The following is a 21,573-nucleotide window of genomic DNA, read 5'->3' on the forward strand; positions in this document are numbered from 1 at the left end:
GCAAATCAACCGGAGACATCGTTCGCCGACAGGAAATCGATCAGGCTGCGAAAACGATTGTAGTCCCGATAGCCAAACAGTGGATCATCCGGAATCAGCGCCCTGGCAGCAGCCCGCTGCCAATCCTCATCGTTCATACACGCCTCCAGGCCGGGAAACGCCACTCGCTCCTCCAGATCGATATGCTGGTGCTGTAGCGCCACATACTCCCGCCCGCGGATCACCAACTCTTCGCGCGTCACCACCTCACCCTGGATCACCCCCTCCAGGGTCTCCCGAAAACGGTGGGTAAAGGCGACCAGCTCACCATGCTGTTCGCTCAGACGGTCCAATACACTGCGCAACTTGCCCGCCTTCCCTCGGGCCACCCTGAAGATCACGTCTTCTGTTGGATGGTGGACTGAATCGGCGTAGTGCTCAATGTAGTCGAGAAGCTCGATCTCCAGATCGAAATTGGAATCCTGACCGTCCGACAGAGCATCCAGTTTGCGCTCCAGCAGATCGAGCAGTCGGGTCAGGTTGCGATGATCCTGTAGTAGCCTTTCAAGCAGCGGATTCATACCTCTCTCCTGTTGCGGATCCAGCGCCACAGCCACCCCTGGAGCGGCGCTTCACCAACACGCACATAGCTGAGGGCGTGTTCATTTTGCAGGGTCCACTCCATCCGGTCGTGGGCACCTCCCGAGCCACAAAACAGCAGGCGGTCCCCCGGCTCGAGCCGTTGTGATTCGGCAGGCAACATGATCCTTTGATCATTCCTGATGAGCAATAGGGGAATACACCTCAGCCTCTGTTCACGTTTGCCCGGATCGCGCATGATCTCTGCCAGATTGACTCGCTGATGTTCACGCAACGCCAGTTCGACCGCATAGGCCTGCTCCTGGTTGATCGCCAACTCCCAAACATCCGGCACCCGATGCTGGACCAGCGCCGAAATCCGGCTCACCAGCTCGCAGGCCCAGCTATCCTCTTCGTAGAGCACCAGTTGCACAAACTCGTAGAGCAACGGGGTACCGAGCAACACCCGGATGCGATTGGCGATGATTGCACTCGAGTGCATCACCATATCGGCCTTCACCGCCTTGATCAGGGCTTCGTTGTCCTTGCGATTCTGTCGCAGGATGACAAACAAATCAGAATTGAGCGCCCGCGCGGTCATGATGATCGACAGGTTGTTGGCATCGTTATCGGTACCGGCAACGATACCGACTGCGCGTTCGATCTCCGCCGCTCTCAGAGTCTCTTCCTCGGTACCGCGCCCTATCACGAAGGGCTTTGGCGGCTCCCCGGTCTTCTTGGGAGTAGCCTCAATCACCACCACTTCCATGCCCTCTTTGCGCAGCTGATCGAAGACTGCCCTACCAAAACGACCATACCCGCACACCACCCAGAGCCCATGCCGCGGCGGATAGATCGGCTCCCCAAGCGGGGCATCAGCCACCGAAGTCAGCCACTCCTGTAACAGGTTGAGAGCGGGGGACTGTAGGGCGGTGGCAAAGTGGACGGCAAAAGTGTCGAACGGGTCGATAATGGAATCAGTACCGAAACTGGCCATGTTGGCCTCAATGTCGTGAGAGTCGGCCCGGCAGATGACGGTAATGTCAGGGTGTAGCAACTTGGCGGTGATAGCGATCTTCAGGTTGGCTTCATTGGAGTTGGTAATCGCCACCACCCCGGAACAGAGCGGATGATCAAGTCCCGCTTCTGTCAGATGTAGCGGCAGACGTGCATCGCCACACAAGGCGGGCACATATTGACGCAGATTCTCCAGCGCCAGCAGGTTGACCCGTTCCTGCCTGATGTCAATTGCCACCGCCTGCTGGTTTCGTTCGGTCAATGCCTTGATCAGCGCACTACCGGTCTCGCCATAACCGCACACCAGATAGAACGACTCCCGCATCTGCCGGAGCCGACGAGCAAAACGCCGTTCAATCAGTGCCTGATGGAAAGTGGCATCCTGAAACAGAGTGAGCAGGGTACCGATAGAGTAGAGCCAGACGATGACGGTAAAAAATATCGCGAAGGTCACCCAGAGCCGTTGCGCATCGGTGAATTCGTAGGGGATCTCGCCAAAACCGATAGTACTTGCCATGAAACTGACAAAGTAGAAGGCATGAAAAAAATCCATATGCCAAAGGTTGCCTTCGGCATCCTGGCCAGGTATCAGCACCAGCCCCAACACCGCCACCGAGTAGGTAAAGATGAGGGCCAGCAAGGGCGCACGCATGCGCCGCATCACCAGGAAAAAAATGCTGTTCATAGCGTAGACCCGGGCTCAGCGCCGCAGCATTACCGTCTCGATCACTAACAGCACCACCGACACAACATTTGCCAGTAACGCCCCCCCCGAAAGCGAGACGATGCTCGCCATTACCGTCGGCGTCAAACCAACATGAGTCACATGAGCCGCAATCCCCCAGACCAGCGCCCCTGCAAACAGCTGCAGCAGCGCCGCCAGACTTGTGGCAAGCAACACCGCCCCCATCTGCGTACGGTCGCCAAACTTGAGCACGGTGGCGATCAGGTTGACCACGATCACAGCAAACAGCTCATAGACATGGTGGTGGGCGGGATTGTCAATTTCCCCAACAAAAAAACCGAAATTAAGTGTCAACGAAAGAACGATAAAAAAACCGAACAACACCTTCTCGGGATTCATCTTTGCTTACCTTGGTTACAATCAGAAAATGTCAGGGCAGACCACCACATAGATTGAAGCATAGCTGCGCCAGCAAGGAGAGCGCAGTCTGCTCCATCAGTCAAAAATATCCTAAAGCCTGAATAAAAACGACCGCTATAAACGGTGATCAGCAGTCTTTTGAGGGTGCCGTATTGCAGGCATCAAAGGACTGGTCCATCCATTACCGAGTGAACGCAGATGGCAACATTCATCAAATCCGTGGACGACAGAACCCGCTTGGCGGGCACCAACCGGCTTGAAGTGCTGCTGTTCAGCCTCGGGCACGACGCAAACACCGGACGCGAAGAGACATTTGGTGTCAATGTTTTCAAGGTTCGCGAGGTGATGCTGGTACCTCAGATCACCCACGCCCCTGAGATGCCCCCCTCGGTAGAAGGTATGGTCAGTCTGCGTGGCAACATGATTCCGGTCATCAACCTGCCAAAATTCTGTGGCGTACAGACTGACGAGAAACCCGGCATCCTGATCATCACCGAATACAACAAAAACGTGCAGGGGTTTCTGGTCCACTCGGTTGACACCATCGAACGACTCGCCTGGGAGAATGTCAGGGTACCGCCGCCGATGATGGTACAGCAGCATGGCGGACTGGTTACCGCAGTTACCGAGCTGAAGGATGGTCGGCTGGTGATGATCATGGATGTGGAGATGGTACTCGCTCAGACTTCCGGATTCGGTCAGAGCGAAGAGCTCTTCGAAGGCATCCCAAGAATGGAAGAGGAAGGCATTACCATCCTGTTCGCCGATGACTCGGTGGTCGCCCGGGACCAGATCATCCGCACGCTCGATCATATGGGGATCAAGTACATCAGCACCGCCAACGGATCGGAGGCTTGGGCAAGAATACGTGAAATTGCCAATCGGGCAGAGGCAACGGGGCATAAAAGCAGCGACTATATCCAGTTGATTCTTACCGACGTCGAGATGCCGGAGATGGATGGTTACGTGCTTACCAAAAAGATCAAGGAGGACTCCCGATTGAACGATATTCCGGTCATCATGCACTCGTCACTCTCTGCCGACGCTAACCAGGAACTCGGACGCGGTGTCGGTGCTGATGCCTATGTGCCAAAGTTCGAACCCACTGAACTGGCCGTCAAGCTACGCCAGATGCTGGCAAAGAACAAAGCTTGACGCTTACTCCACAAGAAACCCCTTTATATGGACGCAGCCCGTTCGCCTCTGCTGCGCAAGCAGCCCAAGCTACATATAGGCCTGGCCCTCCGCTAAACGGGCTAGTTTTCATCCTGCCTCAGCTTATCAAGTCGCATCTTCCGACTGGCCCGTTGCTGCTGGTGTAGTTTGCCGGCCAGGTGGAGCCCATCCATGTAGGGCACAACTCCATTATGCCGGATGACCTCCCGACCTAACGGGCTGTTGGCGAACTGGATAAACTTCATCACCTTAGCGCGGTTTGTGCCCCTGAGATTAGTTACCAGATAGAGCGGTCGATAAAGCAAATAGGCTCCCGATTTGATATTTTCATAGCTGGGGAATTTGCCTTCCAGTTTGAGGATTTTAACATTACGTTTCCTGGCGCTACTGACACCGGTGATTGCCAGACTGTTGAGATTGTTTCCAACCGCCTGTTCCAACGGACCTGATGAGGGGAATATGTTGTCAGAGGCGAACTCCATGTTAGGCGCAGCAAAAAGATACTCCCGGATAGCGTGGCCCACACCTGATATCTTGCCCTTCCGAATCAACAGCTCGATTGGCTGGTCAGTTCCACCCAGCTGCTTCCAGTTGGTGATTTTACCCTTGTAGATTGCTCTCAGATCCTCCAGTGATATATCGTTCACCGGGTTCTTCTTATGGGTGATGACCACCAGCGCATCCCAGGCAACGGGGTGGAATTGAACCGATCTCTCCGCCGGATGCCCCCACAGTTTATTGCGGCAACTGCCACCTATATCAACCTTGTTGGCAGCGACCTGACGAATGCCCTTTGTAGCGCCTCCGCCGGAAAGCTGGATCTCTGTTCCAGTCTCCCGTTGATAGGCTTTGCTCAACTCGGCCATAAAGGCCTTTTTAGTAATGCCACAACCAACCCAGGTCAGAGTGTCGCTGCAAGCTGGAAATGTCGCAAAGCAGAGCAAACCGGCATAAACGATATAGCGGACAGTACGACTCAAGCGCATATCTCCTCCACCGGACTCCCTTCCGCTCTGAATGATTGGATGACCTGCCGATTGTCATACCGATTGAAGCTGCAAACAATTGTGGTTATTACTGATGTATAGTCAACATTCAGTCCCCCACAGGCAAAAAGCATCTGATTTTCCGATCGTTGTTACTATAGGTAACAAATGCTAGGCTTCCGGGATGAGCATCCGCCCTCCTCCCGGCCCAGGCTACGATAAAACCCTGATCCTGTTTCTGCTGGCCTGCACCCTCTTCAGCGGTCCGGTCCTCAGCTGGTGGACCGGCAGCGACTCACCTTGGTATATACCCTATCTGATCTGGCTGCTGGTGATCCTGTTCGGCGCCCTGCTACAGAGGCGAACCCCTGATGACCCATGAGCTGGGCATCCTGTTCGGTGCCGGTTTCATCTATCTGCTGCTGCTGTTCCTGGTCGCCTACGCCGCAGACAGCGGCCGTATCCCGGAGCGCTTGATTCGCCACCCACTGGTCTACGCACTCTCACTTGGTGTCTATGCCACCTCATGGAGCTACTATGGCAGCGTCGGTTTTGCCCAGTCCGAAGGCTACCTGTTCCTCACCATCTATATCGGCGTCACCCTTGCCTTTGCCCTGACGCCGGTACTGCTGCAACCGATTCTTCGCCTGACCCGGGAATATCAGCTCACCTCACTGGCCGACCTGTTTGCGTTCCGCTTCCGCAGCCAGCTGGCCGGCGTGTTAGTCACCCTGTTCATGCTGATCGGCACCCTGCCCTACATCGCGCTGCAGATTCGCGCGGTGACCGAGTCGATGCGGATCTTGACTCAGGAGGCCACCCCCCAGGTGTTGGCGTTTGGTTTCTGTCTCACCCTGATCCTGTTTGCCATCCTATTCGGTGCACGCCACGTCTCTCCCCGAGAGAAACACCAGGGGCTGGTAGTAGCAATCGCCTTCGAATCACTGGTCAAACTGTTGGCGTTGATCACTATCGGCCTGTTCGCTCTGTTTGGCATCTTCTCCGGACCCGGTGAGCTCAATCAGTGGCTGGCGGCCAACCCGCAGGCCGTCGACAGCCTCTACCGGCCGGTCCGTGAAGGCCCTTGGCTGACCCTGCTGTTTCTCGCCTTCGCCGCCGCCTTCCTGCTGCCACGCCAGTTCCATATGCTGTTTGCTGAGAACCTTGACCCCAGGGCGATCCGCACCGCCAGCTGGGCCTTTCCGCTCTACCTGTTCCTGATCAACCTGGCAATCCCACCGATCCTCTGGGCTGGCAGCCGCGCTGGCGTCAGCCTGGATGCGGACTACTTCGTACTCGGCATCACCCTCGACAGTGGCACCAGCTGGCTGCCCACTCTCGCCTTCATCGGCGGTGTCTCCGCCGCCAGCGCGATGGTCATCGTCACCACTGTGGCGCTCTCCTCAATGGTGCTCAACCATATCCTGCTGCCCTGGGTCTACCCCTATCCCCAGGTCAATCTCTACCGCTGGCTGCAGAGTTCACGCCGGGTGATAATCGGCGCCATCATCCTCGCCGGCTACGCCTTCTACGTCCTCTTACAACAGAACCAGCGACTGGTGGAACTGGGGCTGATCTCGTTCGTCGCAGTGGCCCAGTTTTTACCCGGCATCATCGGCCTGCTCTATTGGAAACGCGCCAACCGCAACGGCTTCATCGCCGGTCTGATGGGCGGCATGCTGGTATGGGGCATCACCCTGCTGGTGCCGTTGCTCGATGCATCCGGTTTCATCCGTTCCGAGATCGACATCACGACCATGCAGACAATCACCGGCCTGTCAAAGTGGGAGTTCTCTAGCTTCTTTTCAATCAGTCTCAATCTGCTGCTGTTTGTCACCGGTTCCCTGCTCACCCGGCAGAGCCGTGGTGAACGCGATGCCGCCGGCGCCTGTTGTACCGAGTCATTCACTCCCTTAAGCGGCGTGGTCAGTGCCAGCAGCACCGAGCAGTTCACCCAGGAACTCTCCCTGGTTCTAGGCTGGGAGGCTGCAGAAAAAGAGGTGCAGCAGGCCCTCAGCGACCTTGGCATGTCGCCTACCGAGACCCGCCCGGCAGAGCTTCGACAACTGCGCGAGCGCATCGAACGCAACCTCTCCGGTCTGATTGGGCCACAGCTGGCCCACATCATCATCAATCGCCGCCTCAGCCTGGATACCCATGCCAAGACCGCACTGGCCGATTCGATGCGCTATGTGGAGGAGCGGCTGGAGGAGTCGCGCTCCCGCCTGCAGGGCATGACCGCTGACCTCGACAACCTGCGCCGCTACCAGCGCCAGATCCTGCTCGACCTGCCGCTCGGCGTCTGCACCGTCGACCGTGAGCACAGTGTGGTGATCTGGAACCTGGCGATGGAGGTGATGACCGACCTGCCCGCCAAGGATGCAGTCGGTGTCACCCTACACCGGCTGCCTGCCCCCTGGGGCAACCTGCTGAGCGGTTTTGCCAGCGCCCAGGATCTGCACATCCACCACATGGAGGTGAAACATCAAGGCAAATCCCGCTGGTTCAACCTGCACAAGGCGACCATCCCCTCACCGGTACCGGCCGATCATCCAGTTGAGCAGGCACGCACCAGCCAGGTGATGCTGCTGGAGGATCTCACTAATCTGGAGACCCTGGAGGCGGAGCTGGAGCACAGCGACCGACTCGCCTCCATTGGCCGCCTTGCCGCCGGCGTCGCCCACGAGATCGGCAACCCGGTCACCGGCATCGCCTCGCTGGCACAGAATCTGCGCCACGAGCGGGAGCCCGAGCTGATCGACGAGAGCATCGAGGAGATCCTGCGTCAGACCCAGCGCATCAGCACTATCATCCAGACCCTGATGAACTTCAGCCGCAGCGACCCGCTGGGCAAAAACTTCCACCAGTTTCCACTGCGCGAGGTGGTGGATGAGGCGATCCGGCTGGTGCGGCTCACCCGCAACGGCCGCCAGGTGGAGTGTCTCAACGCCGCACCGGCAGGCCTGGCACTGTTTGGCGACCGCCAGAGCCTCTCCCAGGTGCTGGTCAATCTCTTCAGTAACGCCTGTGATGCCTCCGTCCCCGGCGACCGGGTGGAACTGCTGGCGCGGGAGAACGGTAAACGCGTCATCATCGAGATACTGGATCAGGGCTGCGGTATCGACGAGCAGCAGCAGGCCTTCATCTTCGAACCCTTCTTCACCACAAAACCGGTCGGCGAAGGTACCGGCCTTGGCCTCGCCATGGCCTACAAGATCATCAGCGATCACAACGGTAGCATCGAGCTCGACTCGCAGCCCGGCGTAGGCACACGGGTGATCATCGAACTACCGAAACAGGCGGAGAGTATCCATGCCGCAGATACTGATCATTGAAGACGAGGCGGTGATCCGCACTGCCTTGCGACGCCTGCTGGAGCGCCACGGTTTCCAGATAGCCGAGGCCGGCTCAGTGGAGGAGACCGAGGCCCTTGATCTGAACGGCTTCGACCTGATCATCTCCGACCTGCGCCTGCCCGGTGCGGCGGGTACCGAGATCATCCAGCACGCCGATGAGGTGCCGGTGCTGATCATGACCAGCTACGCCAGCGTGCGCTCAGCGGTTGAGGCGATGAAACAGGGCGCTGCCGACTATATCGCCAAACCCTTCGACCATGACGAATTGCTGTTGCTGGTGCGCCGGCTGTTGCGGCAGTCCCAGCAGCAGCGCCAGCAGGCCATCCTCAAGTCGGAGATGGAGAAGCACTACCCAGTAAAAGGGATGGTCGGCAGCTGCGATGCAATGCGCGATGTCTGCCGGCGCATCGAAAAGGTCGCCCCCACCGATGCCACGGTGCTGATCCTGGGTGAGTCGGGCACCGGCAAGGAGCTGGTCGCCCGCGCCCTGCACGAACAGAGTCGACGCAACCAGGCCCCCTTCATCGCCTTCAATTGCGCCGCCATCCCCGAACATCTGATTGAAAGTGAACTATTTGGCCATCTGCAGGGCGGTAATGGTAGTCAACCCGGGCTGCTGAAGCAGGCCAATGGCGGCACCCTATTTCTCGATGAGGTCGGCGAACTACCGCAGACGGCCCAAGCACGCCTGCTGCGCCTGCTGCAGAGTAGTGACAACTACGCCGCCGGGTCAGACCCGACAAGCCGGCTCGATGTGCGCATCGTCGCCGCCACCCACCAGGATCTGCGCCAACTGGTGCAGGAACAGAGCTTTCGCAGCGACCTCTACTTCCGCCTGCGGGTGGTCGAGATGGTGCTGCCACCGCTGCGCGAACGGGGCAACGACATCCAGGCGCTCTCCCGTTTTCTGCTCGACAAGACGTGCAAAAAGCTCAACAAACCCCGCATCAACCTCAGCCGGGACGCACTGACATCAATCAAGCGCTACCACTGGCCCGGCAATGTACGGGAACTCGCCAACGCCATCGAACGGGCAGTAATCCTGTGCGATGGGGAGACCATCACCCCCGACCTGCTAGCCATCGACCACCAAGTCGCCACCCGGCGGCGCAAGTCAGACCAGCGCGGCGAGCAACTCTCACTGGAGCAGTACTTTCGACAATTCGTGCTGGAAAATCAGGACCAGATGACCGAGACCGAGATGGCCCGCCAGCTCGGCATCAGTCGCAAGGCGCTATGGGAGAGACGGCAGCGATTTGGGATACCGCGGGAGAAGAAAAAACGGATAACAGATTAGATATCTGCGCCATTAAATTATCACGCAAGTCACTGTATTTATTATAATAATTCGAACTTATCACAAGCAATCGAGAGCTGGAAATGCATCACAATCCCATCTCGGAGACAATGGAAAAGAGAATTATCCTGAAGGTCATTTGAGAAGATCTATAGGCCGATAAAGACACTTATTGGCTCTGATGCGTTTCGCCGGGAAGCGCCGAACAGATTTCACGCGGAAACGGTCCCTTCCCTTTGAGCATCTGATTCCGTTAATGCTGAACTTTCGAAAGAGCACACCCCAAGACGAGCTGGACCAGTTTTTTGAAACCATAGGCGACGGGAAACCACTCCCCCGGATCACGGCATCGGCCTTCTGTCAGGCGAGGCGCAAGCTGAAGCACGAATCATTTATCCAACTCAATGAAGCGCTGCTGGAGAGTGCAGAAAAGCAGATGGGACAAAGGCGCTGACAAGATTATCGATTGCTCGCTGACCTGCCAGAGCTGGGTAAACTCAAGCCAAAGCAGATAGCTGCCTTGACTGGCGTTGCCCCTTTCAACCGTGACAGCGGGCGTTTGCGTGGCAAGCGTCGTATTCGTGGTGGCAGAAGCCAGTGTGCGAACTGTGCTGCACATGGGCGCCCTCTCCTCGATTCAGTGTAATCCTATCCTACGGCGTTTTTATAACCGCCTGGTTGCCCAAGGCACGCATAAAAAGATCGCCATCACAGCCTGCACTCGGAAGCTGATTGTTATCCTCAATGCCATGGTCCGGGACCAACGTAAATGGAATGAAAATATGGCTTAATAGGTTGACTTAGGGCCACAGTTGCTTGTTATGTGTAACTTATAATTTACTTAGAGGCTGCAAAACCTTGTTTAATACTTCCTCGAACTGGACGAGAAAAGAATGTTTTCTTTAGCAAATCAAGTGAAAATTGTTCACTACGATTCCATGGAAAAAGGGAAACACAGCGCGCCATAGTACAATAACCAAATATTATCTGTGCCCACGTACCTATGGTTGGGATCCAATATATCAATTGCAGTGGCTCTGGTAACGCAACAAGAAGAAGAATTAGATACCAAAACCGCACTTGAATAGGAAAGGCGGTAATACTACGTTCTCGAAGCACGAAGTGAAATAACTGAAACACAGTAAGGCCTATAGCAAGCATAAATCCTATCGGCTCTCCCAACACACCATATGTAAGCAGTCCTGCTGTTACCAACCAATACCACCAGCCGATATCTTTATACTCAATCATGAACATATAAATACCCTCAGTTTAAAATCACACATAACGTTGCAAATAACCGAATCACAAAAGACGTCAGCCTTTTGTGATTCAAGTTTATTTCTCTTGTTAGGCCATTCCACGTAATTCAACTATTAAGTTTGTACTATTTACAAACATACGGCCAAATACGCTTAGTGTCAGATGGTGCCAATATTCCATCAGCATTCATGTAAGGTATTGGTACCCATTTTTGATCACCCAGTAGCTTTGCCAAGGATAGTGATTCATACGGTGGATCAAGACGATAAAACGCATTCGGATCCATAAAATATCCGTCTTTTGGTGTTACCACTACTCCATCATTAGACCATTCTGGGTACTTGCTGTAGAGAACGGCAAAGTGTAACGCATCACGACGCACTCTTCTTCCCATCTTTCCAGTATTTGCCGTTTTTCCAATCTCATCTCCCATCTTGACATTCGTACCAATTGACAACGTTGGCATCTCCTGGAGATGAGTGTACTGTGAATACGTCCAAAATGGCAGACCTGTCTGCTCTGGAGTATGCCTCAAAATTATTTCGATACCTTTTCTATTAAACTCATTTAAGAATTTACCCACAACAACACCGTTGGCGATAGCCCTCACTGGTGTTCCTCTTGGTTGAGGGATATCAATTCCTTTATGTAATGCTGGACGCTTGCGTTTGTATGAATAGTCAATTGCCCATTTTTCACTATCAATTTCTGGGCAATCTCCTCCATCAATAAAATCTGGCCTCAGATAGGTCTCGACAACTCCTCTAGACTTTTGAATAGCAACATTATCAGCTTCCCCTACGCCTTTGTATTTACCCACCATCTTGCGAATTTCATCATTAATCTGACTTGGTGAGACGAAGCCGTCTAGCTTCTCACAGGACTTACATGATGCAGAGAATTGCATTTCTTTATAACCCTTACGTGACTATTTCACGCACCCTGCAGTCAATATCACCAAGGCCATTGCTATGCCCACATAAACTAACTTCTTTGCATTTTTCATTCTATGTTCTCCCAAAGCCCTCTCAATAACATGCTAGACGCCAGGCATATTAACCGCCTAACGCCTCACATCAGCGGCAGAAAAAAGCAGAGCGACGAGGTACGATGAGCGCTGCTTTTTGCTGTCCGCTGCATGTGATTGTTAGATTTTTTTGTTAATAAATAGCCTATCAATATTATTTTCTTGGATTGAAAGATGCTTCGTTTGCCATGATCGCTAAGGTATAATTTTTTGTTAAAGAGGTCTGGTTTCTCCAATTTTCATAACCCATAGTTCTTCCTCGGCGAATCCATTATACAATCCTGCTCTGCTAAAACGCCTTGGTGGTTCCCACGGCGGTTCATCAGATAAATTAATAGTCCCCCAATGTGATGCTATTAAGGTATTTGCGCCAACTTCCTTCCCCACTGTAACTGCTTCTTCAGGAGTAACATGTGACATCCACATCAATTTCCTTGGTTCATAAGCGCTTATTGGTATAATTGCATAATCAAATGGGCCATATCGGCTGCCAATCTGTTTGAAAATAGTATTTGAATATCCGGTATCACCAATAAAGTAAATTTTATTTTTAGGGCCTAGTATTACCCATGATGCCCATAATGTTTTGTTTTGATCGTCTGTACTTCGCGCGGAATCGTGAACAGCAGGTAAAGCAATTAACTTTATGTTGCCAATGGATATCTGATCGTTCCAGTCTAATTCTGTTACGTTTATATACCCTCTCTCAGTAAAAAACGATTTTAGACCAAAGGGTACCACTACTTGAATTGCATCTTTATTTGCTAAGGAGTTAACGGTTTCATCATCTAAATGGTCGTAATGGTTATGTGAAACAATCACAATATCTATAGATGGAAGTTTATCTAAAGGGATCCCAGGCGGTACAAACCGCCTGGGGCCAGCCCAAGAAATGGGACTAGCAAAATCCGTTAAAAAAGGATCTGTCAGGATTGTTTTTCCTGCAATTCTAATAAGAAAACTCGCTTGGCCTAACCAGGTTACTCGGTCGCCTTCAACAGAATTTAGAAGTTGCAAAGCTTCAAATTCAGGTAGCACATGCCCATCTGGGACATCTGGGAGAAAAACTGAATCCCAAAATCTACGCAGATAAAAAAAAGTGCCTTTAGGTGCGGCTGTTTGCACAGGGGGATAATTTTGAAAGCCGGCTGAAGTTTGATGCCTATGTTTGTTATCCATTTCTTTGTTGTTTTGATTTGACATAACAGAACATGCAAAAGACATAATTAATGTAAATGCTGCACCAGTGATAGCTTTTGTATGTTTTTTCATCTCTTCCAAATCTAACGAGCCTGTCGAAAAACCAAATTCAGACAAACACTCTTTTGTTCAGATTATTTCTGACAGCGCTCATTCATTGTTTTTTTGATTAGTCCGTAATTCTGTCTCTGAGCAGATTAATCTCGCACTCTGTCCTTCGGTTTACGCCCATTCCCATCCATATCGGTGAATCTTCAGGATGTTATGTAACATCATCATCAATTTCCACTGCCCATCCACCTTGCGCTTGCTTCGGAGACTGAATCGCTTGATGCCAACGGCATCGGTGATGTGACCAAACACCGGTTCTACAGTACCCAACCGCTGACTGTAGATATGTCGTCCCTCTGGGCTGTCAATCTTGCGCTTCATCCGTTCGATAACTCCCGCCTTCTGCTCCTGGGTAATGTCTAGTGCAACATTGATCTGTCGCGGGGTGTGCTGTTGTTCATTTCTGAGGCAGCGCTTCCTCAGTCCGCAATTATTACAGTCCTTTTCATAGGCCTGAAACTGCATGAACAGATGATGACCTATGCGGGCCCGCTTCGCCTTGAGCCACAGGGCATGTCCCGCAGGGCAGCGGCAGGTCCGCTTTTTTCGATCAATGATGAATTCACTCCGCGTAAAGCGTTCTTTATCCTTGCGTCTGTTTCTCTCCCTGGGTTCCTTATGATCCTTGAAGCGCGGATCGCGTGAGCGGAAGCCCGTATCGGCGATATAGGCATCGACGCCTTCGGCTTCGAGGTATTCGAGCATCTCGCGGTTATGGTAGCCGGAGTCGGCAGTGATTTTTGTCTTTTTCAGGGTGCTTTTCGATTTGCTGTCATTGAAGGTATCTCTGATGCCTTCGATAACAGGTTTAAGCAGTCCATGCTCCTGGCCCTGCCAAAACGCTTCGGCGTATATGACAACCTGGTTTTTGCTGTCGACCGCTGCCACTCCGGTGTAGCCCTGTATCACGCCATGGCTGGTCTTAATCTTGGCGCTTTCGTTGTCGGTTATATTGCTTTTGACCTCCCGTCCACTCACCCCTGTGCGCTCCGGCTCGGTATCCAGAAAGCGTTTGATCTTGCGCGAGACGGCGCGCAGTTTCTTGATCTGTTCGGCTTCATCATGCCTCTGGATGCCGGGGGATTGCTCTGCGCTGTCCTGCTCACAATGGCGTTGCAGCATGCGCCTTACCGCACGATCGATTTTCTGCCGCTTTTTCTTTAACTCCGTATGGGTGCCGCTCCACTCCTTTGAGGCATTGGAGGGTAGTTTGCAGCCATCTATGGCGAACATCTCTTTGCCGATCAGTCCCAGCTGATCACACATCAGGACAATCTGACTGAACAGATCAGCAACGGCCTCGGGGGAACGTGAGACAAAATCTGCCAGTGTACTGTGATCGGGTTGCAGGTCCGCCGACAGCGCCATGAAGATGATGTTCTCACGGCACAGCCGTTCGATCCGGCGGCTGCTGGTAATCCCTTTGGAATAGGCCAGAATGATGATCTTCAACAGCACCCTTGGATCATAGGCCGGGCGACCGTTTTCATCATTGCAGTAGTATTGATCGAAAGCGGATAAATCCAGTTCATTATCGATCAGGTAAGCGAGGGAATATTCAAAACTGCCCGGCAGGATCTGACGCTCAAAGGAGACCGGGATCATTTTCATTTGATCATAATTGTAGTCCTTGTAACGAGCCATTCTCCCTTTCTCCCAGTTTGACTTAGTATGCTCGTATTCTACATTTGTAGGGGTTTTCCGACAGCCTCAACGTAGCAAATAACCGGTGCAAATTGAGCCCGAAAAATTTGCGTCCGTGTTGATTTTAGGTGTTAGGTACTGCTCTTCTCCCACTTGTAGACACGCATTGGCGGGATGTTGAGAAGTTCCACCATAATCTGCTCTGATCCTAAAAAGGGCCGACACAGGGAGGCGACACGCTTGCTTACCTGATACGCCACGAAGCGTCCGTTTGGGGCGAGCAGAGATGAAATCGCCTCGATAACTTGAGATCCTTCACTATGGTTCATAGTGGAAAAGGGAATACCAGAAATTACGGCCTCCGGAGCACCTAGTCCATACTTCGAAATGATTTCCTTCAGCCCGCACGCGTTACCCAAGTGTGCAATGAGTCGGTCGTCCTCAATGCTGCTAACCAAGGAGTGGAAATGCGAGTTAATTTCTATGCTCAAGAGCTTGGCATGCTGCGGCATCGCGCGCAGTATCGCTCGAGTTGTACCTCCTGTGCCGGAACCCAGCTCTACGATAGTCTTAGCTGAAGTGATCGCGGCGGCCTCCAAAATACGCCGCTCAAGGAAACGAGAGCTGGGAATGATCGACCCAACCTGAAGAGGATGTTTCAGAAATTCCTGAAAGAAGGCGAACCGGCCATTTATTAGGGAATTAACTGGCTTCATATTTGCCATCCACCTATCTCTTTCAACTTATTGTTAATGTCGTCTAACAGTTGAGTTAACCAGGAGGCGCGTTTTTACACCTATCTGATTTAACGATTTGTTAGGTGGCATGGTGGCTTGTAGATTTAGTAAAACCTCGCGGACGGATCCAAAACCAACTAGCACAGGCTACAGCACCGAATATCATATAACATATGGCAAAGACCCATGGTGGCGCTTGATAGTACAAAATATTTTCTATCCAGTATGACATGAAGGAACTGGAATATATGGTATCGCTGCCCCGTGAACGTAGCGCCATTTCAATTGTAGTGAGCGGACATATAACGCCAAGCCACGACTGAATGACGACCACACCAATCACTACAAGATGCATTAACCTAAACCAAGGATTGCGGATCCAAGACCATGCACGAGCCTTACCGATGAATATAAGAACCAAACCAATCACAATAAAGGCGACGATTAGCATGTGGAGCAGCAGGATTGTATCGGCCGCTAGCAGGAAGACTGTCGATGAATCCATTTGTGCCACCTAGCGTCGTGCATCAGCGACTGCCAAAAGTAGCACGCTTTTGCGTAAGCAAAATAAGTGACGCTTTTGGAAATCCGCTGGATGCACCTTGTATGGTTAAAACACATCCCTATAAGCGAGTTAGACTAGGCCCATAACCTGTAGCCGCAGGTTATCGGAGTCCTAGCCCGATGATGGCCTCGCCGAGACAGTTAACAAGCGTGTGGCGCGACTCCGATTCGATCGATAACTCGAACAGTCGAATGGGCCCATAGCCCGAATTTAGCAAGGCGGAGGTGTTTCTACCATGACCACAGCCAATCTCTCGGGTATCAATGTCGGTATTGACGTCGGTAAAGACCGGCTCGATGTCTATGTGCGCAAACTGGACACGGCTTTCAGCTTGCCCAATACACCCCAAGGCGCGAAGCGTCTCGCTCAAACGCTGCAATCAGATGTGATCGAGCGGGCGTCATCGAAGCGACGGGACGCTACGAGCGCCACTTTGTCGAAGCAGCGAGCACGGTCGGCTTGCCTGTCGTTGTCGCCAATCCACTTCAGGTCCGACGCTATGCCGGTGCGATCGGCCTGTTGGCCAAGACCGATGCGTTCGATGCTCGCCTTATCGCTGACTTCGACGCCATCGTAAAACTGCCTGTGCGACAACTGGTCGACACAAAGAGTCGTGAGATCAAGGATTTGCTGGTGCGGCGCCGGCAACTGGTCGCGATGGCCACGATGGAGAAGAATCGCCTCACCATCATGCCGAAAGCCCTGTTGCCTGATATCCACCGCCATCTTCAGCACCTCAACCGGCAGATCGAAAAAATCGATGCCACGCTCGAAGCCGCTGTCAGGGCGGCGCCTGAGTGGGCCAAGACCCGAGAGATTCTGCTTTCTGTGCCAGTGGTGGGGCCAACCACTCTGTATACCCTGCTCGCTGACCTGCCAGAGCTGGGTAGACTTAAGCCAAAGCAGATAGCTGCCTTGACTGGCGTTGCCCCTTTCAACCGTGACAGCGGGCGTTTGCGTGGCAAGCGTCGTATCCGCGGTGGCAGAGCCAGTGTGCGAACTGTGCTCTACATGGGCGTCCTGTCCTCGATTCAGTGTAATCCCATTCTACGGCGTTTTTATAACCGCCTGGTTGCCCAAGGCAAGCATAAAAAGGTCGCCATCACGGCCTGCATCCGAAAGCTGATCGTTATCCTCAACGCCATGGTCCGGGACCAACAGAAATGGAATGAAAATATGGATTAATAGGTTGAATTTGGACCACAGTCGCTTGTTATATGCAAACTTATACGTCTTTTGATGTAACGCAGGCACTTAAATCTTTAAGAATCCCATTTTCAATACTGTAAATCCAACCATGAATAGAAAGCTCTTTTCCTTGTTTCCATGCATTCTGGACAATAGTTGTATTACAAATGTTTGTAACTTGCTCTCTTACATTGAGCTCACAGAGCAAATCTAACTTCTCGTTATGCTCAAGCCCATCAAATTGTCCAGAATTGAAGCGTATGACATCCTTAATATGACGCAACCAATTATCGATAAGTCCATGCTCGTGATTTTCCAGCGCCGCCTTTACACCACCACACCCATAGTGGCCGCAAATAATAATATGCTTGACCTTTAGCACCTCAACAGCAAACTGTATTACGGACAGACAATTTAAATCTGTATGAACGACAACATTTGCAATATTACGATGAACAAATACCTCGCCAGGTTGTAAACCTGTTATTTGATTGGCTGGGACTCGACTATCTGAACAGCCAATCCACAGGTACTCGGGGGCCTGCTGCTTTGATAAGCGCGTGAAAAACTCTGGATCTTTCTCTTTGATTGATGTTGCCCATGCCAAATTGTTGTCAAACAGATGATTTAGTTTTTTCAACCGCAAAATTCCCCTCGTGCTTTCTTTCTACATATAACGCCTACATAACCTGCCACATTTTCTTACGAGCTATTTGTTTAGGCCGTAAGAAAATGTGGTCAGCGTTTATGTGATTGTTAGCTGTCTTTTTTATCATTATATGGAAACTTATTATGACCATATCTAATAGCTAATATAGATATAGAAATAAGGAGTACAGCACCTGCGAGACCAAGCATTCTTAGTGTATCAAGGTTCTTCATGTCAAGAATCACATATCGTGCTATCGCTACTATAGCAATATAAAGTGGAACACGGACAGGTAGCTGTCCTGTTTTAAGGTATATACCAATCATTGTTAAAACTTCAAGATATATAAAAAGTAACAAAAGATCTGCCAGTGTCACTTTCATGGCTTCAAACATTTGTATAACTTCAAAACCAATAGCAATTACTGTTGATAAAGCAATAATTAATAAACCTATATCTTCAACTATTGCCAGTACTTTATAACCAGATTCTTTTAAGTTACTCATTTATGCCTTCTTGTATCAGTACAGCTAACGACTCACATCACCGGCAGCCGAAAGTGGCGACGTTTTGTGCAAAATGAAGCGTAGCGGAATGCACAAACCGTGCGACACTTTTAGCTGTCCGAGTGCATGTGATTGTTATGCAATTTATTTTAGTATGGCCCGGGCATTGATGGCTTGCAATGGCCTATTATTTGGTTCATGCAGCACATGCTTGAATGCATTGATTTGTTCTTCTGATGCAGTGACTTCTTGTTTCATTACCAGCCAACGCACACCTTCAGAGCATGGTGGAGTAGTCAAAGAGCCGTTAAACCGATAGTAATCACGTTCTTTCGGCAGAATATCATCGACAGGGACCATTGCGGACAATAAATGCTTATCTCCTTCATATTTTGGCATCATTGCCCAAGCTTTTGTTAAACCTTTGTTTGCCGCACCTTCTTTAAACATGACTGCGACGACAGCCAAATTCCCGTTATTGTCTGCGTGAACAAGATGTGCTTCCAAAGGATAGGAATGCCCGTTGATATGGTTTTCACTAGGCGCGTGAAAATGGAACTGTAATAAATTAAATGTGGTTCCGTCGATTTTAATACTGCTGCCTTTTTTATAATTAACCTGAACAGTATGACCGTTATTTAGGATTTCATAGCCACCATTACTATAATTAAATGCAATAGGTATAAGTTCAGATTCAATAAAACCAGACAAATTGATCGGTGACTGGTTTTTCCCAGAACAAGCAAAATTGTCAGCACTCAAAGATGCCCAATGATTCGGCCCTTCATGGCCTGAATATCCCCAATGTGATTTACCCTCAGAAAACACACTGCCAGATGCCACCATTGCGCAAACGAAAACAATTGTCCGTTTCAAGACGATACTCCTATTTTTTAATTGCCGCTTGAAAGATCAACATCGCTCTTTGCGGCGCAAGAGAGATGTTTGTAAGCATAACATTTGGGCTTAGTGGCGACAAAAAGTGGAGCGAGGAACGAGCGGAGCTTTTTGACGTCCACTGCAGCCCATTGTTGGGCATAATTCTGTGCTGGCCTGTGTCCATAACTCAAAATACTCCCCTTCCCTGATGATTCGACTTTTCTGAGGCGGAAGGCTTGATTCGATTTCCTTTCAGCCTGCACCATGCCTTTGCCACCAAATTTTCCGAGGCGGAAGGTTTAATTCGACTTTCTTCCAGCCTGCACCATTATTCACACCCAAAAGCCTATCATTTCCCGATAGGCACATGCAGCCAACTTCTACAATGGCGACGAAGCCGCATCTGGCCTGAGCCTTGCAAGGCGAGATGATCTTTCGACAGGGACAGTCCCTATTAACCACCTATCCACCATGATGCCGAATAGTCTGGGCTCCAAGCCTCTCCGGCTCTACCCGACTTAAACTTAATTCCCTGTTGCCGTGCACGGTGCTTGTTCCGTGCGATGCCTATTGTGCCCAACGTCGCAATTCAGCGGCGACAAAAAGTGGAGCGCAGCGGAGCTTTTTGGCGTCCGACTGAAATTGCCTTGTTATGTGCAATGCCATGACGTACAATATTAAGTACATGTACCACATTAGGATGCGTAACAATGAAAGCCCTTAGCTATACTGCTGCCCGCTCGAACCTAGCCAAAACTATGGAAAGCATATGTGATGACCACGAACCTGTTGTTATTACTAGGAAAAATGAACGATCGGTTGTCATGCTCTCACTTGAAGATTATGAATCTCTAGAGGAAACAGCATACCTTCTTCGTAGCCCCAAGAACATGAAGAGGCTTATCGAATCTATTTCTCAAATTGAGAATGGCAATGGAAAACCAAGAGAATTAAGCGAATGAACCTCATTTTTGCCGATCATGCCTGGGATGACTACCTATATTGGCAAAAGGTCGATAAAAAAATGATTAAGCGCATCAACTCACTAATAAAAGATATTCAACGCTCACCTTTCGAGGGCATCGGTAAACCAGAGCCACTTAAGCATGCCTTATCCGGCTACTGGTCTAGGCGGATAAATGATGAACACAGAATCATTTACAAAGTTGACTCTGAATCCGTTCATATTGCTCAACTTAGATACCACTACTAACCCTCAATTGCACATAACGCCCTCATCAGCGACAGGCGAAAGGGGCGCGATTTTTTGCGGATGCAAAAATCGTGAACCTTTTGACTGTCCGCTGGATGAATTTGTTAGCCTTTTTTCTGTTTAGGTATAAGTAAAAATCTTACATCTCTTCTAATATTTTCTAAGCTTATTTTTGCGCCTTTAATTTTAGAGCTACTCCACGCCTCACCGTCTTGCCAAAAACGACTTTTAAGGCTGAAGCGGCTTGCGATATTGCTGTCGAATTGTCTAGTTAGATTCGCGACTCTGTCCCATTTTTGCGCTAACAGCAACTGCTCGTGTCGTTTAGCGCTGCTGTTTGTAAAGTCGGTGTCGTAGTAAGTAACCGTGGAATAATATGCATCACCTAATGCTTGTAGAGATTCATTGACTCTATTCTGTTCATTCTCACGACGTGAGTCTAGAACGGCTAATAGAGCGATAACGGCACCTGATATTATTTCCCAGCCCAATTCTTTCTCCTTATGAGGCTAGCGCCTTGCTCACCGGTAAATTAGGAGCGCAGCGAGTAATTTATCCGTGTGCAGCGCCTTGTTCAGCGTCTACTGCGCCTTGTGTTACTTTCCCGTATCGCCTTTTCATACGATCACAAGTATCTCTCACCTTTCTTCGAATAACATGTTCAGGCAGATCTTCATTTTTTTCGCGAACTCTATTTGCTATTTCTATTAATTCTCTAGGCATATATTCTGATGCATCAGCCTCAAAAAAAGAGGAAGTAATTGTTCTTGATTTCTACTAAAATTTTTCCTAGAAGGACCAAAAGACAGGCTATTAGCTAAAAAACCCAATGACATTAATGGGGATGAAGGTGGACGTTCAAACTCTTCTTTGAGTTTATTTCTGATTTTCCAAGCTAAGCTATCAATTGTAAGCCACCAGTGCTCATAACCTAGCTCTGATACTGGTTCATTTTGTCGCATTCCAATTACGCCGACATAACTCTCAACATCATGTTTTATTAACGCTTCAGTTATGGCGTCATCGAAATTGCCATTGTTAGCTTCGCTGCGCCTGTGTTTATGAGCTTCAGACCATAATGTTTCTATACGAAATC

24 protein-coding genes are annotated in these 21,573 nt (G+C 50.8%); 9 read left to right on the forward strand and 15 right to left on the reverse strand.

Features of this window, described 5'->3' with window-relative positions:
* Positions 1–5: 5 nt before the first annotated feature.
* Genes L0Y14_RS09360 through L0Y14_RS09370 form a run of 3 tightly spaced genes read right to left on the reverse strand, consistent with a single transcriptional unit; the run spans position 6 to position 2,659 of the window.
* Positions 6–560: a hemerythrin domain-containing protein gene (locus L0Y14_RS09360; RefSeq protein ID WP_006473696.1), complete on the reverse strand. Its 555-nt coding sequence runs from the start codon at positions 558–560 to the stop codon at positions 6–8.
* Positions 557–2,260 (reverse strand): potassium channel family protein, encoded by a 1,704-nt coding sequence (locus L0Y14_RS09365; RefSeq protein WP_006473695.1) that lies wholly within the window; start codon positions 2,258–2,260, stop codon positions 557–559. Before L0Y14_RS09365 ends, L0Y14_RS09360 begins: the two co-directional genes overlap by 4 nt.
* A gap of 15 nt (positions 2,261–2,275) precedes the next feature.
* Positions 2,276–2,659 carry a DUF6394 family protein gene (locus L0Y14_RS09370; RefSeq protein ID WP_006473694.1) on the reverse strand — a complete coding sequence of 128 codons (384 nt, stop codon included), beginning with the start codon at positions 2,657–2,659 and terminating at the stop codon, positions 2,276–2,278.
* Positions 2,660–2,878: 219 nt separating this feature from the next.
* On the opposite strand from L0Y14_RS09370, the gene L0Y14_RS09375 reads away from it, so the two are divergent.
* The gene (locus tag L0Y14_RS09375) at positions 2,879–3,835 is read left to right on the forward strand and encodes a chemotaxis protein (protein WP_005965188.1); all 957 of its coding nucleotides are present in this window, start codon (positions 2,879–2,881) and stop codon (positions 3,833–3,835) included.
* Positions 3,836–3,936: 101 nt separating this feature from the next.
* On the opposite strand, the gene L0Y14_RS09380 is transcribed toward L0Y14_RS09375, so the two are convergent.
* Positions 3,937–4,836: a phosphate ABC transporter substrate-binding protein gene (locus tag L0Y14_RS09380; RefSeq protein ID WP_240991559.1), complete on the reverse strand. Its 900-nt coding sequence runs from the start codon at positions 4,834–4,836 to the stop codon at positions 3,937–3,939.
* A 190-nt stretch (positions 4,837–5,026) separates the two neighbouring features.
* On the opposite strand from L0Y14_RS09380, the gene L0Y14_RS09385 reads away from it, so the two are divergent.
* The 5 genes from L0Y14_RS09385 to L0Y14_RS16705 all read left to right on the forward strand — a co-directional run bounded on the left by L0Y14_RS09385 (position 5,027) and on the right by L0Y14_RS16705 (position 10,141).
* Positions 5,027–5,224 carry a hypothetical protein gene (locus L0Y14_RS09385; protein WP_005965191.1) on the forward strand — a complete coding sequence of 66 codons (198 nt, stop codon included), beginning with the start codon at positions 5,027–5,029 and terminating at the stop codon, positions 5,222–5,224.
* Positions 5,214–8,177: a sensor histidine kinase gene (locus L0Y14_RS09390; protein ID WP_006473688.1), complete on the forward strand. Its 2,964-nt coding sequence runs from the start codon at positions 5,214–5,216 to the stop codon at positions 8,175–8,177. Before L0Y14_RS09385 ends, L0Y14_RS09390 begins: the two co-directional genes overlap by 11 nt.
* Complete coding sequence (locus L0Y14_RS09395; RefSeq protein WP_005965193.1) at positions 8,155–9,495, forward strand: sigma-54-dependent transcriptional regulator; 1,341 nt, start codon at positions 8,155–8,157, stop codon at positions 9,493–9,495. The genes L0Y14_RS09390 and L0Y14_RS09395 overlap by 23 nt, the downstream gene beginning before the upstream one ends.
* A gap of 172 nt (positions 9,496–9,667) precedes the next feature.
* A complete protein-coding gene (locus L0Y14_RS16700) occupies positions 9,668–9,949 on the forward strand; it encodes a hypothetical protein (RefSeq protein WP_138921701.1) in 282 nt (93 codons plus the stop codon).
* Between the two features lie 66 nt (positions 9,950–10,015).
* A complete protein-coding gene (locus tag L0Y14_RS16705) occupies positions 10,016–10,141 on the forward strand; it encodes a hypothetical protein (protein WP_338063179.1) in 126 nt (41 codons plus the stop codon).
* A gap of 191 nt (positions 10,142–10,332) precedes the next feature.
* On the opposite strand, the gene L0Y14_RS09410 is transcribed toward L0Y14_RS16705, so the two are convergent.
* From L0Y14_RS09410 to L0Y14_RS09435, 6 genes are all read right to left on the reverse strand, one after another.
* Positions 10,333–10,752: a hypothetical protein gene (locus tag L0Y14_RS09410; protein ID WP_081417755.1), complete on the reverse strand. Its 420-nt coding sequence runs from the start codon at positions 10,750–10,752 to the stop codon at positions 10,333–10,335.
* Positions 10,753–10,882: 130 nt separating this feature from the next.
* Complete coding sequence (locus tag L0Y14_RS09415; protein ID WP_083825092.1) at positions 10,883–11,665, reverse strand: M23 family metallopeptidase; 783 nt, start codon at positions 11,663–11,665, stop codon at positions 10,883–10,885.
* A gap of 333 nt (positions 11,666–11,998) precedes the next feature.
* The gene (locus L0Y14_RS09420) at positions 11,999–13,057 is read right to left on the reverse strand and encodes an MBL fold metallo-hydrolase (RefSeq protein ID WP_081417757.1); all 1,059 of its coding nucleotides are present in this window, start codon (positions 13,055–13,057) and stop codon (positions 11,999–12,001) included.
* Between the two features lie 150 nt (positions 13,058–13,207).
* Positions 13,208–14,740, reverse strand: a complete 1,533-nt coding sequence (locus L0Y14_RS09425; protein ID WP_006475872.1) for an IS1182 family transposase — start codon at positions 14,738–14,740, stop codon at positions 13,208–13,210.
* 131 nt (positions 14,741–14,871) lie between these two features.
* Complete coding sequence (locus tag L0Y14_RS09430) at positions 14,872–15,465, reverse strand: class I SAM-dependent methyltransferase (protein ID WP_083825207.1); 594 nt, start codon at positions 15,463–15,465, stop codon at positions 14,872–14,874.
* 91 nt (positions 15,466–15,556) lie between these two features.
* Positions 15,557–15,982, reverse strand: coding sequence for a DUF2784 domain-containing protein (locus L0Y14_RS09435; protein WP_081417759.1), 426 nt, complete (start codon positions 15,980–15,982; stop codon positions 15,557–15,559).
* Between the two features lie 519 nt (positions 15,983–16,501).
* On the opposite strand from L0Y14_RS09435, the gene L0Y14_RS09440 reads away from it, so the two are divergent.
* Positions 16,502–17,227, forward strand: coding sequence for an IS110 family transposase (locus L0Y14_RS09440; protein WP_006475861.1), 726 nt, complete (start codon positions 16,502–16,504; stop codon positions 17,225–17,227).
* Positions 17,228–17,267: 40 nt separating this feature from the next.
* Here the strand turns inward: L0Y14_RS09440 and can are convergent, their stop codons facing one another.
* The 3 genes from can to L0Y14_RS09455 all read right to left on the reverse strand — a co-directional run bounded on the left by can (position 17,268) and on the right by L0Y14_RS09455 (position 19,261).
* Positions 17,268–17,870, reverse strand: a complete 603-nt coding sequence (can, locus tag L0Y14_RS09445; RefSeq protein WP_006475862.1) for a carbonate dehydratase — start codon at positions 17,868–17,870, stop codon at positions 17,268–17,270.
* A 116-nt stretch (positions 17,871–17,986) separates the two neighbouring features.
* The gene (locus L0Y14_RS09450) at positions 17,987–18,385 is read right to left on the reverse strand and encodes a phosphate-starvation-inducible protein PsiE (RefSeq protein WP_039960438.1); all 399 of its coding nucleotides are present in this window, start codon (positions 18,383–18,385) and stop codon (positions 17,987–17,989) included.
* A 144-nt stretch (positions 18,386–18,529) separates the two neighbouring features.
* The gene (locus tag L0Y14_RS09455) at positions 18,530–19,261 is read right to left on the reverse strand and encodes a carbonic anhydrase (protein ID WP_005965199.1); all 732 of its coding nucleotides are present in this window, start codon (positions 19,259–19,261) and stop codon (positions 18,530–18,532) included.
* Positions 19,262–19,974: 713 nt separating this feature from the next.
* Here L0Y14_RS09455 and L0Y14_RS09460 point away from each other — a divergent pair.
* Positions 19,975–20,226 (forward strand): type II toxin-antitoxin system Phd/YefM family antitoxin, encoded by a 252-nt coding sequence (locus tag L0Y14_RS09460; protein WP_081417794.1) that lies wholly within the window; start codon positions 19,975–19,977, stop codon positions 20,224–20,226.
* Positions 20,223–20,477 (forward strand): Txe/YoeB family addiction module toxin, encoded by a 255-nt coding sequence (locus tag L0Y14_RS09465; protein ID WP_039960868.1) that lies wholly within the window; start codon positions 20,223–20,225, stop codon positions 20,475–20,477. The genes L0Y14_RS09460 and L0Y14_RS09465 overlap by 4 nt, the downstream gene beginning before the upstream one ends.
* A 104-nt stretch (positions 20,478–20,581) precedes the next feature.
* Here the strand turns inward: L0Y14_RS09465 and L0Y14_RS09470 are convergent, their stop codons facing one another.
* Positions 20,582–20,968 (reverse strand): hypothetical protein, encoded by a 387-nt coding sequence (locus L0Y14_RS09470; RefSeq protein WP_138921959.1) that lies wholly within the window; start codon positions 20,966–20,968, stop codon positions 20,582–20,584.
* 216 nt (positions 20,969–21,184) lie between these two features.
* Positions 21,185–21,439 carry a hypothetical protein gene (locus tag L0Y14_RS09475; protein WP_240991757.1) on the reverse strand — a complete coding sequence of 85 codons (255 nt, stop codon included), beginning with the start codon at positions 21,437–21,439 and terminating at the stop codon, positions 21,185–21,187.
* Positions 21,440–21,573: the final 134 nt, after the last annotated feature.

It is taken from the genome of Candidatus Endoriftia persephonae, assembly GCF_023733635.1.
Taxonomy (GTDB): Bacteria; Pseudomonadota; Gammaproteobacteria; order Chromatiales; family Chromatiaceae; genus Endoriftia; species Endoriftia persephonae.